The following is a 12,744-nucleotide window of genomic DNA, read 5'->3' as shown; positions in this document are numbered from 1 at the left end:
CGGCGTCCGTATTAGCGGGCAGCAGAGTGCAACCTGTTGCGGCATGCGGAAAGCCCCCTTATCAAGGATACCGTCATTACGGAATCGAAGATGTGGCCGGACCGGCCCCGAAGGAATGAAATGGCCTTGGACAAACGGCTAAATGCCTATCGCGACGACCTGGCGGAGATCGCGCTCGAAGGTCAGGTTTCCGCGTCGAGATTTACATCGGGCGATTTGGGCAGGATCGTGACAGCCGTCGCGCCCCTGCGCCGGTCCCCCCGCCCGGGCGCACCGCTGGACACGGAGCTGTTGTTCGGTGAAGAGTTGACGGTCCTGGACCGCACCGATGGATGGGCTTGGGTCAAAAGCGGCCGCGACGGCTATGTCGGTTACACACCGACCGGAACCATCGGCCCTGTCGGGCCAGCCCCGACACACCGTATGGCCGCCTTGCGCGGGTTCGTCTTCCCGCGACCCGACCTGAAAGCCCCGCCGATCATGACGCTTCATTTCGGGTCCAGGCTCGCCGTAGTCGGGGAAAGCGGCGCCTACGCTGAACTCGCTGACGGCGGCTACATCTACTCCGACTACCTTCGACCAATCGACGAATTGGAGGCTGATCCCGTCGCCGTTGCCCTGCAATTTCTACACGCCCCGTATCTTTGGGGCGGTCGCAGCAGCCTCGGTCTCGATTGCAGTGCGCTGGTGCAGCTTTCCTGGCAGTCCTGCGGCATTGAATGCCCGCGCGACACAGATATGCAATTCGATAATTTCGGCAGTCTGCTGAACTACGACGGCGATGAGAACAGCCTTAAGCGCGGCGACCTCGTCTTCTGGAAAGGGCATATTGGCATCTGGCTCGACCGGGACCGATTCCTTCATTCCAACGCCAGCGACATGAAGGTTGCAATGGCACCTCTGGCTTTCACTGCCGAACGCATCGCCGCGAAAGGCGAAGGGCCAATCACGGGTATCCGGCGTCCGCCGATGCCCATCGCAACGGCATCATAGACCCCATTGCAGGAAAACAGTTGAATAAACGCTTAGTAAAATCCCCGCGTGCATGGCAGCGCATGTTAAGTGGACGGCGCCTCGACCTGCTCGACCCGTCACCGCTGGATGTGGAGATTGAGGATATTGCGCATGGTCTTGCCCGTGTCGCGCGCTGGAATGGACAAACGACCGGCGATTGGCCCTTCTCCGTTGCCCAGCACTCCCTGCTCGTGGAGGCCCTGGTGCGCTTGATCAAACCGGAAACGCCGGCAGCCGACCTGCTTGCGGCACTGCTTCACGATGCCCCGGAATATGTGGTCGGCGACATGATCAGCCCTTTCAAGGCTGTAATCGGCGATGATTACAAATCTGTAGAAAAGCGTTTGATGACAGCTATTCATCTCCGGTTCGGACTGCCGGCGGAAACCAGCGAGCCCTTATCGAAACTGATAAAAAAGGCCGATCATGCATCAGCCTATATCGAGGCAACGGGTGTGGCCGGATTCTCCAAGACGGAAGCCCGCAGATTCTTTGGCGCCCCTCCTGCCGGCTTCGAACGCTTCGACCCGACACCGTTACCGACAGATGAAGCCAAACAGCGGTTTCTTCATCGTTTCGACGCTTTGCAATCCACGCTTTGATTATCCCTCCGGCTTGTGGTGGGTGCGCCCTATGCACTACCATGACGATTGTCCCATTTGGGGCATTTCCGGGGGTTTTGAGCGACGGGGCGCAGCACGGACATGGCGGAGAAGACCAAAGTCATTCGTCTCAAGGAAGTCAAACCTTCGGAAGCGCGGGCCAATGGCCGCCCCAGCAAGGCACAAGTCGCGTATCTTCAACGCGGTTTGGAGCAACCTGGTGGCAAACTGCCCCTATTCGACCTTCAGGGTCAGCGTATAAGCGAGCGCACCGTTCGAAGCTGCATTGAACAGGGCTGGGCGGAACCTTGGTTCAACAACCCGCTGAAACCCGATTGGCTGGTCTGTAAATTGACGGAGGCAGGCCGGGAAATGCTGCGCGGCTGACGGCCACGCTCACAACGCCTCCTTACGCCCTGCATTGGCCCGATCCTCGGCGCGGATCCGCCAGGCGAGTATCAACAGATTGGCGACCCCGAAGACCACCGCCAACCGCCACGCCCCGAAGGCCAAGGGCAACGCTATGATCTCCAGGGCCACGATCAGATAGTTCGGGTGACGGACGAATTCGAACGGGCCGCTGGTAATCAACGGCGCATCCGGCACCGTAATAATCCTGGTCGTCCAGTACCTGCCCAAGGTCTTGATCACCCAGACACGACCGGCCTGAAGACCCAGGAAAATGAATATCCAATAATAGTTCAGCGGCGGGCCCTGCAGCGCCGTCCAGAGCATCGCGACGAGCCATGCGGAATGCAGCAGCACAATGACGGGATAGTGCCCCGCCCCGTGCTCAACCGCACCTTCGGCCAACAGCGCTTCCGTGTTGCGACGGGCCACTCGAAGCTCGAACAGACGCTGGATAATGACCAGGACGACAATCAGGACGGCTAGTATCATGTCAGGCAAGCTCCACCAATCCGAAACCGGCCGTGAAGCCCGGCCCCAGCGCCATCATCGCGTGCAAGCCTTTGTCGCCGGCGCCGATCGCTCGGTTCAGAACACACAACGCTGTCACGGCCGACATGTTGCCCTGATCCCGCAAGACCGACCGCGCATGGCGCAGGACTTCCCCCGACAGCCCCAGAGCCCCTTCATAGGCCTCCAGTACTTTCCGGCCACCAGGATGCGCGACGATGCCGGAAAGCGCGGACAGCCTCGTTCCATGGCTTTCGAGAAAGCTCTCCATTGCCGGACGAACGTCCTGCCGCACCAAGGTTGGTATATCGCGTGAGAAGATTACACCGAGCCCGTCGTCTTCAACGCGCCAACCCATGATATCCAGACTATCCGGCCAGGTATGTTCGGCACTGCCGTGATAAAGTGCCGGTGCGCCGTCGACCGCCCCGGACCGCAGAACGATCGCCGCCGCACCGTCGCCGAACAGGGCGCTGGCGATGATATTCGCCTTTGTCATCTCCTGCGGCCTGAAGGTCAGCGCACAGAGTTCGACCACCAGCAACAACACCGTCTGACCCGGTCGCGTCCGCGCCATATCCGCCGCGCGTGCCAACCCGGTCACGCCCCCGACACAGCCAAGGCCGAAAATCGGCAAACGATTGATATCCGACCGGAAACCCAGACTGTTCAGCAGATGGGCGTCCAGACTGGGGGTCGTGATGCCGGTCGTGCTGACGGCCACGACCGTATCGACGTCCTGTGCCGTCAACCCGGCTTTCCCCAGAGCATCCGCCGCGGCCTGCTCCAAAAGCGCCAGGGCGTTCTCCTGAAACAATGCCGCCCGTTCGGGCCAGCCATGAGGTGAATTGTACCAATCGATCGGAACGCAGGAACTGCGGCTCTCAACCCCTGCATTGGCATAGGCGTCCTTAAGCCGTTCGAACATTTCCGGCCGGCCGGCAAATACGCCCTCACACAGTCCGACGACCTCCTCCTGATACAACCGATGCGGGGGAAATGCTTCTGAAACGGCAAGGATGGAGACAGGATCGGTCAAATGCCCGTCCTTTCATATCGATTTTGGATTTTCCGTCTGCTCAACGCGGCGGCTGCGCCAGCCAATCGATCGCCGCTTGCACGCCGCCCGAACCGATCGGAACTTCCAGGCGTTTCAAGGCCGCTTCGACCGACGCGAGACAGCCAAGAATCATTGGTTCGTTCATGTCGCCCATATGGCCGATCCGGAATGCCTTCCCGATCAGTTTACCCAGCCCCCCGCCGACGGCGACGCTGAAGTGGTCCCGGCACATGGCCCGCATTGCATCGGTTTGCACGTTCGGCGGCAGCAGAATGGTCGTCACGGCATCAGACCGTTCATGTGGATTCACAGCATTGAACTGCAAAGCTCCGCCTTCGCACCACTTCTCGACGCAAAGACGGACGGCTTCCGCCAATCTGGCATGACGACGGAACGCGCCTTCCAGCGTTTCTTCCTGCAACATGTTCAATGCTTCGCGCAGGCCGAAAATCGTGTGCTCCGGCGCCGTACCGCAAAATTTACGATAGTGCTCCTTGGCGGTCCGGTCTGTCCAATCCCAGTATCGACGCGGAAGCGTCGCGGATGCATGGGCGTCCATCGCTTTGGCGCCGGCCGCCACCAGGGCGACCCCCGGTGGACACATCAGGCCCTTCTGGCTGGCGGCGACGACCACGTCCACCCCCCATTCGTCCATTTCCAGGGGCGTGGTCGCCAGGGAGGCGATGGCATCCACCATGAAGAGAGCGGGATGGCCGGCCGTATCGATCGACGCTCGCAGTGCCTGAATATCACTGGTCACCCCGGTCGCCGTATCGGTATGAACCATCAGAACCGCTTTGATCGCGCGTTCCGTATCCGCCCGCAACGCCTGCTCGACGGCGGCAGGGTCGATCGCCCGGCGCCAATCACTGGCAACGGTCTTCACTTTCAGCCCCAGCGCAGCCGCGGTTTCGCCCCAGCCTGTGGAAAAATGGCCGGTTTCCGGTACCAGGATGGTGTCGCCGGGGGAAAGCGTGTTCACCATCGCCGCCTCCCAAGCGGCATGACCGTTTGCGGCATAGATGAAGACATCGCCTTCGGTCCTGAACAGCCATTTCAGATCCCGGAAGCACGACACCGCGATATCGATGAATTCAGGACCGGAAAAATCCACCGCCGGGCGGTGCATCGCTGTCAGGATTCGCTCGGGAATATTCGTCGGACCGGGAACGTTCAGGAATTCCCGCCCCCGCTTCACAGGGGCCGGTTCGTTCGCGGCCATCGGAACAGGGGCGCGTTGCACACTCATGAGCTTACCTTCGGGCTTACCAATGCGATTGGGGAAAAATCACTAACGGTGGCATCAGGGTTAACCCAGGGTTCGCTCCCTGTCCACGGCCATTGCCCCGAAATCGCGCCAAACACGGAAACGCCGTCAATTACCGATCTGCGATCCGCGCCGTTCCAGATCCTTAATCCAATCCAGCCCAGGAAGCACTTCACTTCTGGTAAACTCCAGCCGCTGCTGCGGCCCTCCCACGCCGGAGTTCTTAAATTTTCTCTTCCAATGTTCCATTTTCAGGGTCAACCCGCACAGAACGCCGCCGACGGTTCGGTGATGCGCCGTTATCAACTCCCGCACCTCGTGAAACCGTTCGGCGTTGATATCCGTCCAGAAATCCTGCGTCTGCCGGTCGAAACTCTCGAAACGGCCGGTTATGGAACCGGTGATATCGGTCAGATCCGCTTCGATCTTGGCCAGCATATTGTCCTGGGCGCGATCCTGCTTCACCACGAAACTGCCGCGCAGTTCCTCCAACCATTCGAGGTATTGGTGAATGATCGGCACGGTCCTATCCAAGATGTCCCGAAAAAATGCCAAAGACAGGAAGATGTCGCCGTAGTCTTCAAGGAATTTTGGAATGTCCAAAAGGTCCACACCCAGGCTGTCGGCCATCTTGCGTAAATTCGCCAGCGCGACCTTGGGATCGGGATCCTTGAACATCCCCAAGATCCCTTGCAAGTCATCCACGGTTTCCGCGTCCGCACCGTACACATGGCCGATCAAGGGCCTCGTGAAAGCCTTCATCCGCTCCGTCAATTCCTCACGTTTCGAATCCGAAAGCCGCAGTGCCTCCTGGTCTTCGACGGGAATATTCAACTCCCGCAATGTGATGCGCGTCGAGTACACGTCAAAACTGGGAACGTCGTCGAACTTCTTCAGCAGCAGCAGATCCGCCTTGAAATCGTCGCCCCCGTCCGGAAAGAAGCCCGATAGTTCCTCGGTCAGGACCTGTCCGCTTCCCGCCGTATCGTCGCGGAACAATTCGACCATCGTTTGCAACTGGTTGTTCTTGACCAGGCGCGCCCGTCTGAGACCGGGCATCCGCAACGGCAGGATTTCCATACCAAGCAAATGAAGGCTGTCCTTGACGAAATCAGCCTCTTTCTTTTCCAGGGACGTATCGGTCGCTGAAGACGCGGCGCTCTGCGGCATGGGGCCTACCGGTTAGTCGTTTGTTGTGCATTTCCTAATGCTTGAATATGGCGCGCATTTCCGAACAACGCCATACCCCAAGATGGGGGTGATTGGCGCGGCGGCTTGCCTTGAAGGCACGGCAACCTGTACTACGTCGCTTCCCAGAACAGCAGACCCGGCGGTTGGAGAACAGAATGAAACCCGTGCATGTTATCGGTGGCGGCTTGGCTGGATCAGAAGCGGCTTGGCAGCTCGCCTCCGCGGGGATCCCCGTCATCCTGCACGAAATGCGCCCGGTGCGGAAAACGGATGCGCATGAGACAGACGGCCTTGCCGAACTGGTCTGCTCGAATTCCTTCCGCTCCGACGATGCGGAATACAACGCTGTCGGTCTGCTGCACGAAGAAATGCGCCGCTGTGGATCATTGATCCTGAAAAGCGGCGACGCGGCCCGCCTGCCCGCCGGCGGCGCGCTCGCGGTCGATCGCCACCAGTTCAGCGACAAGGTATCCGCCGCCCTTACGGACCACCCTCTCGTTACCATCGAACGCGGTGAGGTGGATACACTACCGCCCGAAGACTGGGACAGCGTCATCATTGCGACGGGCCCGTTGACTTCGCCGGCTTTGAGCGAAGTGATACGAGGCCTTGGCGGCGAGGAAGAGCTCTCCTTCTTTGACGCCATCGCACCGATCGTGCACCGCGACAGCATTGACTTCGACAAGGTCTGGTTCCAGTCCCGCTACGACAAGGGGGACGGCAAGGACTACATCAACTGCCCAATGACCGAAGATCAGTACAATGCGTTCCTCGACGCCCTGATCGCGGGCGAAAAGACCGAATTCCACGCATGGGAAAAGGACACGCCCTATTTCGAGGGCTGCCTGCCGATCGAAGTCATGGCCGAACGCGGCCGGGAAACCTTGCGCTTTGGGCCGATGAAACCTGTCGGTCTGACCAATGCCCATGACGGGTCGCGACCCTATGCCGTGGTGCAATTGCGTCAGGACAACGCGCTTGGCACGCTTTGGAACATGGTCGGCTTCCAGACCAAGCTGAAATATGGGGCGCAGGGCGACGTGTTCCGGATGATACCGGGGCTGGAGAAAGCGGAATTCGCGCGTCTCGGCGGCATTCACCGCAATACCTTCATCAACTCGCCCAAACTGTTGGACAAGACCTTGCGGCTTGACGCCATGCCCCGCCTGCGCTTCGCGGGCCAGGTGACCGGGGTCGAAGGTTATGTCGAAAGCGCGGCGATCGGATTGCTGGCCGGCCGTTTCGCCGCCGCGGACCGCCTGGGTCGGGACATCGTGCCGCCGCCGGACACGACGGCGCTGGGGGCCTTGCTGAGCCACATCACCGGCGGCGCGGAAGCGGAGACCTTCCAACCGATGAACGTCAATTTCGGCCTGTTCCCGCCCCCCGAACCGCCGCCTGGGAAGAAGAAGATCAAGGGGCGCGATAGAAAGCTCGCCATGTCGCAACGTGCGCTGGCCGCATTGGACGCATGGCTCGAGAACGGCCGTTTAGCGGCGTAACGGCAAACCTGCGTCAAAAAAGAAAAAGGCCGGCACAACCGCCGGCCTTTTCTATTCAAAATTCGTGATCCAATGCGGCTTAGCCGATGCCTTCCAGAATTTGGAGGATCGATGACTGCTGGCCGCCGGAAATGCCCAATGTCTGGGTGCCCAACTGGGTTCTGGTACGGGCCGCGACGAGGTTGGCCGCCTCCTCGTTCAGATCGGCAAGCGTCAGGTTGTCGGCGCCGGCCTGAAGCTCGTTCGCGACATTCTGGTTGAAGCTGGCACGTTCCTGCAGCAACGCGACATTCGATCCGAAGGATTGAGCCTGACCGCGCAACCGCCCAATGCTATCCCGGATATTGCCGATCAGCCCGTCAACCTCTTCAGGATTGCTTAGGAAACTGGCGAAGGTACCGCCGGTTACCCCCAACTGATCGATCTGGATTTCTCCATCGGAAAACGCACCGGCGCCAAAACCGCCGCCGTTCAGAACATCGACACCCTGAACATTGAGTTCCGAGCCTTCGTTGTCGCTGAACTGGACATTGAGCTGGTTATTCGTCGATGTCAGCAAGTTCACACCGCCGAAGGAGGCGTCACCCGCCACATTGGCGATCTGCCGGCCGATTTCCTGAAACTGCTGCTCCAACTGGGACAGTTGGTTCGGATCGGTAACGGAACGGGCCGCCTCGGCGATACCTTCGAGCTGCCGGGAAAACTGTTCAATCGTGTCGATGGCGCCATTCGTCACTCGGAGCGCGCTGATGCCCTGGTCGATTTCCTCGCGCCGTTGCGCAAAGGCCGCCCCTTCCTGGGAAAGCTGCTGAGCGATGAAAAATGCAACCGGATCGTCGTTCACATCGTTGACGCGACGGCCCGTTGTCAGGTTTTGCGAGGAACGATCAGCGACACTGTTGGTACGCTGCAAAGCAGTCAGAGAGGCGCGTTGCGCCTCTGTTAGAGATACGTCAGACATTCTTCTCTCCTATTGGGTTCTCCCAATCTCTCATGGTCTGCGTAACACAAAGAATCGCTTAAGTACACTGAATCAATTTAGTTAAAATACTCAAGGTTGTTGCATTAGGCTCAAGATACAACGCCTATGCGAAACTACAGTGGAAGTTTGTCCGGAATTCAGTATCGATTCCGCAATGACCTAAGCATCAAGGATAACCCGCGCAGCGCCGGCGGAGCGGAAAGACGAGGATCAAAAACGTCGTACCGCACCTTCTTCAATTGCCTGAGATGACTATCGGCCAGGACACCGATCGACAACGCACCAAAGACGTCAGCAATGCTGACATTCAACTGCCGGTTCACCCTCGCCCGGTTGAGCAAACCGGATGCCCGCCCGCAAACCTCTTCAACGGCCAGCGACAATCCGGGGACATTTCGAGCCTCGGCCAAATCGACGGAGGAAACGTTATGGGAATACGCCACATCGGTCGGCATCATGCCCCGCCGCGCGCGCATGTGGAACGGCAAGGCACGCATCAAACCGATCATCCCCCATGCGGTTCCTATATCCCGCGCGGCTTGCCGCGCCATGTCCGGAAGTCCCTCGCCAAGCCCGGATGAAATTTCCAAGGCGAGTTCCGTCAATCCGCCGGACGTTGCGGCGGCATACCCTTCGAGATCCGCCATCGTTTTGGGGGAAGCGAATTCCAGGTCCCCTTCCCGCGCATCGATCACGCGTTCAAAGATCGATCGGCTTGGCGTCGTTTCGGCTATCGCCCGCGCCAGTGCGGTGACAACCGCGTGCCGGCGCGGTGATCCCCCGTAACATTCATCGATCGCCTCACGCCACCATTGCAGACGGATCTGGCCCAGCATCGGTTCAGAGACGACACCCGATGTCTTGGCGATTTCATGATTGAAGGCATACAGGGCAAACAGGAACTCGCGCCTGTCGGCTGGGGCGGTCATTGCCGACAGGAATCTCTCCCGGTCCTGTCCGTAAACAAGCTCCGCACAATAAGAGAGGGCCTTGCCCGTGTCTTTCCCGGCCTTCACCTTGTTCTCCGTCAAAACGGAATATCGGCGGCCGCCAGAACGGATCGCCGCAATTCTTCCCGCTGCTCGGGGTCTCGGTCCAAGGCGAAACCGGGATCATCCTTTAGTCGATCGTGCAAAGCACCGTACACGGTCATCAAGGCGCCAAACGCGGCTCTCTCGCGAAGCCCCAGCAAGGGCATAAGCCTGTCACGCCACCCCTCGCCGCGCAGCCGGTAATCGCCCGCCCGCGCGGCTAAATCGGAAATCAGGTCGCGCAACCGTCGATCCGAGCCTCCCCTCACAGCGCCGGCCAAATCCGTCCGCGTCAGGCCGTGCGTATGCAGCACATCGTCGGGGATAGTCAGCAATGCCGGGCCGGCGGCCGCATCCTTGATGATATCGCGGGCGATATGCACCAAATAACAGAAGATCGCCATGTCCCGAACGCAATCGGCGGCCTGCGCCGGAAGCCTGTCCGCGGTGCTCGGCGGACCATTCAGATCCGCGGCGATGACGTAGAGAAAAATACTAGCCGGCGCGACCGTTGCGCCTTCGCAATAGTCGATGAAATCATCCCAATCCCCGAACGGCGTTTCATCGATGTCCCGATGCATGGACCGCGCAAGCAATTGCCAAGGGCCGGGACCGATGTCACCACCGTCGAAACAAGCGGCAACGGCCCGCTGTATCCGCGGGTCGGGAAAAGCGATTTCCATCTTGGCCGGGTCGGCATTTCCGCATATCGCGGCTTCCATCGACGTCAGCCAGCCGTCGACCCGCTTATGCGCATCGCTGCGTCGGCGCAGCCGCTCGTCATCCGGTAGAACGAGGAATTCGTCATCGACGAAGTCATCCACCACCCGCATGGAAGCATATGCCGATGCGAACATCGCCCGGCGGGGTCCGGGCAGGCTACGCCCGACGAACCAAAGGTTCGATTTGCCCCGGCGCGTCACATCCAGGCAATGGTCGAGATCGGACTGTATGAGTTTGGCCATCCGGGCGTCCTTGTTACGTTCCGCAGAAAACGCGATCACACCGGCAAGGGCAACGCCGATATTTCCAAGCCCTTCGATCCGGCATTGAAATTATCGCCCTCATGGAAAAACACGAGTCCAGAGGTAGGTTATTCCCTTTTGTCCCCTTGCAATCGGGCATGCTGGAACAATACTTTGTGGCGCCGGCCAAAATCGCTTATCCGCGACGCACGGAATTGGCCACAATGAACACAATACGGCAAACCAACAAAGACCAAGCAGAAGAGGACGGGTCACAATGGCATTCGAACTTCCCGCCCTGCCCTACGCGCAGGACGCTCTTGAGCCGCATATCTCCGCGAACACGCTGAGCTTTCACCACGGCAAACACCACAACACCTACGTCACCAACCTGAACAATCTGGTTAAAGACACGGACCTGGCCGGCAAGAGCCTGGAAGAAATCGTCAAGGCCGTTGCCGGCGACGCCTCCAAGGCGGGCATCTTCAACAACGCCGCGCAGGTTTGGAACCATACTTTCTATTGGCATTCCATGTCCCCCAATGGCGGCGGTGCGCCGACCGGCGCGATCGCGGCGAAGATCGACGCTGATCTTGGCGGCTACGACAAGTTCGTCGAGGAATTCAAGGCTGCCGCGACGACGCAATTCGGCAGCGGCTGGGCCTGGCTGGTCCTGGACGGCGGCAAATTGAAGGTCACCAAGACCGGCAATGCCGACAGCCCGATCGCCCACGGCCAGACGCCGCTTCTGACGATCGACGTCTGGGAACACGCCTACTATCTCGACTTCCAGAACCGTCGCCCCGACTATATCGCGACATTCCTTGACAACCTGGTCAACTGGGACTTCGTGAACAAGAACTTGGCCGACGCCTAGTCTAGACGACGTCAAACAAGGAAAACGCCCCGCTTCGGCGGGGCGTTTTTCTTTGCGCGATTGTCAAAACCAAATAACCAAACTGCATATGAATCCATCTACTTTGGTGGACATTTCCTCATTTTTTCGATTCGGACCAAGAGGACTCAAACCAGCATTACGATTCCCGGCACCGAATTCGACGGATTCCGAAAGCCGCAGAATTCCGCCACGGATTCAACTCTTGATTCCTACCATCGGATGAATACACAAACGTTAACACCCGTTACTTTATGTATTCGAAGTAATAAAAAAGCATAAATAAACTAATTATCTATTGCGTTCGTTTGAGTTCTTGATTCTACTGCCTCATCATAGTGGCAGGTGTATGTCTAAGTGCAGTAGTGATTCGTGGAGAGGCACAATGCAACTAGGCGTTGAGGGGGATGGGCGCAGAACGCGTCTGATTCGTGATGGAGAGAACTCCTAATACGGGCATCATGTCCGTTTCACTAGCCGCCTTTGTGCTGGAAAACCATCCGGCACTCCGTGCGGCTCTGGTCTCGGGACTTCGTTCGTCCGGCTTCAGCCGTGTCGATACCACAACCGACCGTACCGAGGCACTGAAGGCGATGGAGACATCGCTGTACGATCTCGTGCTGTTCGATACGTCGAAAGACTTGAATCATATTTCCACGACCATCCGAACGGCACGTCAGAATCTATCCAACCATGATCCGTTCGGCTTCTATCTGATGACCGGCCCCGCCCCAACCGGACAAGGGGTTGAAAATATCGTCAGTTCCGGTTGCGACGCTTTCCTTGTCCGACCGTTCAGTCGCGACCTGATGCAAAAGCGGCTGGCCCGGCTTATAGACGGCAACCGCCCGTTCGTCGTAACCACCCATTATATCGGACCCGACCGGCGCAAGGCCGTCCGCGAGGAGACCTTCACCCGTCGCGTCATGGTGCCGAATACGTTGAAAGCCAAGAAGTCCGGCAATTTCGACCCGGAAGCCCACCGCGAAGCCCTCGAAAGGGCCCTGTTGACCTTCAACACGTATCTCGTTGAACGACAGGCATATCTCATCGAATTGCTTGAGGAAGGCGGAAATCAGGGTATCGAGGAAGAATTGACCCGCTCCGAGAACAATATCCTGATCACGGTCCAGAAACTCGCCGGTAGCCTCGAATCCGCGGGCCAGAACAGATTACAGCCCCTTGTCACGGCGATTTCCGAAACGGCGGCACAACGCATCAAGCGAAACGAACACCTGGGCACGAAATCCGCCCGGGAGTTGCAGAAATTATGCGTGAACCTCGCCAATTTCGTCAGCGGGATCGACTGAAGATCTG

At 58.8% G+C, this 12,744-nt stretch carries 13 protein-coding genes; 6 read left to right on the top strand and 7 right to left on the bottom strand.

Going from position 1 to position 12,744, the window contains the following annotated elements; all coding sequences use genetic code 11:
• The first annotated feature begins 126 nt into the window (after nucleotides 1-126).
• From ACQK2G_RS09325 to ACQK2G_RS09315, 3 genes are all read left to right on the top strand, one after another.
• Nucleotides 127-993 carry a C40 family peptidase gene (locus ACQK2G_RS09325; RefSeq protein ID WP_425404756.1) on the top strand — a complete coding sequence of 289 codons (867 nt, stop codon included), beginning with the start codon at nucleotides 127-129 and terminating at the stop codon, nucleotides 991-993.
• 62 nt (nucleotides 994-1,055) lie between these two features.
• The gene (locus ACQK2G_RS09320) at nucleotides 1,056-1,616 is read left to right on the top strand and encodes a YfbR-like 5'-deoxynucleotidase (RefSeq protein ID WP_425404755.1); all 561 of its coding nucleotides are present in this window, start codon (nucleotides 1,056-1,058) and stop codon (nucleotides 1,614-1,616) included.
• A gap of 102 nt (nucleotides 1,617-1,718) precedes the next feature.
• Nucleotides 1,719-2,003 carry a hypothetical protein gene (locus ACQK2G_RS09315; protein WP_425404754.1) on the top strand — a complete coding sequence of 95 codons (285 nt, stop codon included), beginning with the start codon at nucleotides 1,719-1,721 and terminating at the stop codon, nucleotides 2,001-2,003.
• A 9-nt stretch (nucleotides 2,004-2,012) separates the two neighbouring features.
• Here the strand turns inward: ACQK2G_RS09315 and ACQK2G_RS09310 are convergent, their stop codons facing one another.
• The 4 genes from ACQK2G_RS09310 to ACQK2G_RS09295 form a co-directional block, all read right to left on the bottom strand.
• On the bottom strand, nucleotides 2,013-2,516 hold the full coding sequence (locus ACQK2G_RS09310; RefSeq protein WP_425404753.1) for an isoprenylcysteine carboxyl methyltransferase family protein: 504 nt from the start codon (nucleotides 2,514-2,516) through the stop codon (nucleotides 2,013-2,015).
• A gap of 1 nt (nucleotide 2,517) precedes the next feature.
• Complete coding sequence (locus ACQK2G_RS09305) at nucleotides 2,518-3,573, bottom strand: type III polyketide synthase (protein WP_425404752.1); 1,056 nt, start codon at nucleotides 3,571-3,573, stop codon at nucleotides 2,518-2,520.
• Nucleotides 3,574-3,613: 40 nt separating this feature from the next.
• Nucleotides 3,614-4,843 (bottom strand): pyridoxal-phosphate-dependent aminotransferase family protein, encoded by a 1,230-nt coding sequence (locus ACQK2G_RS09300; RefSeq protein ID WP_425404751.1) that lies wholly within the window; start codon nucleotides 4,841-4,843, stop codon nucleotides 3,614-3,616.
• Between the two features lie 126 nt (nucleotides 4,844-4,969).
• Nucleotides 4,970-6,031, bottom strand: coding sequence for a hypothetical protein (locus ACQK2G_RS09295; RefSeq protein ID WP_425404750.1), 1,062 nt, complete (start codon nucleotides 6,029-6,031; stop codon nucleotides 4,970-4,972).
• A gap of 176 nt (nucleotides 6,032-6,207) precedes the next feature.
• Between ACQK2G_RS09295 and trmFO the strand changes: the two genes are divergently transcribed.
• Nucleotides 6,208-7,554 (top strand): methylenetetrahydrofolate--tRNA-(uracil(54)-C(5))-methyltransferase (FADH(2)-oxidizing) TrmFO, encoded by a 1,347-nt coding sequence (trmFO, locus tag ACQK2G_RS09290; RefSeq protein WP_425404749.1) that lies wholly within the window; start codon nucleotides 6,208-6,210, stop codon nucleotides 7,552-7,554.
• 79 nt (nucleotides 7,555-7,633) lie between these two features.
• Here trmFO and ACQK2G_RS09285 read toward each other — a convergent pair whose 3' ends face one another.
• The 3 genes from ACQK2G_RS09285 to ACQK2G_RS09275 form a co-directional block, all read right to left on the bottom strand.
• Nucleotides 7,634-8,515, bottom strand: a complete 882-nt coding sequence (locus ACQK2G_RS09285) for a hypothetical protein (RefSeq protein WP_425404748.1) — start codon at nucleotides 8,513-8,515, stop codon at nucleotides 7,634-7,636.
• A gap of 158 nt (nucleotides 8,516-8,673) precedes the next feature.
• Nucleotides 8,674-9,552, bottom strand: coding sequence for a phytoene/squalene synthase family protein (locus tag ACQK2G_RS09280; RefSeq protein WP_425404747.1), 879 nt, complete (start codon nucleotides 9,550-9,552; stop codon nucleotides 8,674-8,676).
• An 11-nt stretch (nucleotides 9,553-9,563) separates the two neighbouring features.
• Nucleotides 9,564-10,532: a squalene/phytoene synthase family protein gene (locus ACQK2G_RS09275; RefSeq protein ID WP_425404746.1), complete on the bottom strand. Its 969-nt coding sequence runs from the start codon at nucleotides 10,530-10,532 to the stop codon at nucleotides 9,564-9,566.
• Nucleotides 10,533-10,809: 277 nt separating this feature from the next.
• Here ACQK2G_RS09275 and ACQK2G_RS09270 point away from each other — a divergent pair, with 277 nt between their 5' ends.
• Nucleotides 10,810-11,409 carry a superoxide dismutase gene (locus ACQK2G_RS09270; protein ID WP_425404745.1) on the top strand — a complete coding sequence of 200 codons (600 nt, stop codon included), beginning with the start codon at nucleotides 10,810-10,812 and terminating at the stop codon, nucleotides 11,407-11,409.
• A 479-nt stretch (nucleotides 11,410-11,888) separates the two neighbouring features.
• Nucleotides 11,889-12,737 (top strand): hypothetical protein, encoded by an 849-nt coding sequence (locus ACQK2G_RS09265; RefSeq protein WP_425404744.1) that lies wholly within the window; start codon nucleotides 11,889-11,891, stop codon nucleotides 12,735-12,737.
• Nucleotides 12,738-12,744 lie beyond the last annotated feature (7 nt).

This window comes from Hwanghaeella sp. (genome assembly GCF_965227365.1).
In the GTDB taxonomy this organism is placed as follows: domain Bacteria; phylum Pseudomonadota; class Alphaproteobacteria; order UBA8366; family Aestuariispiraceae; genus Hwanghaeella.
The sequence above is the reverse complement of the archived record's forward strand: the minus strand, read 5'-3'. Positions and strand labels throughout refer to the sequence as shown.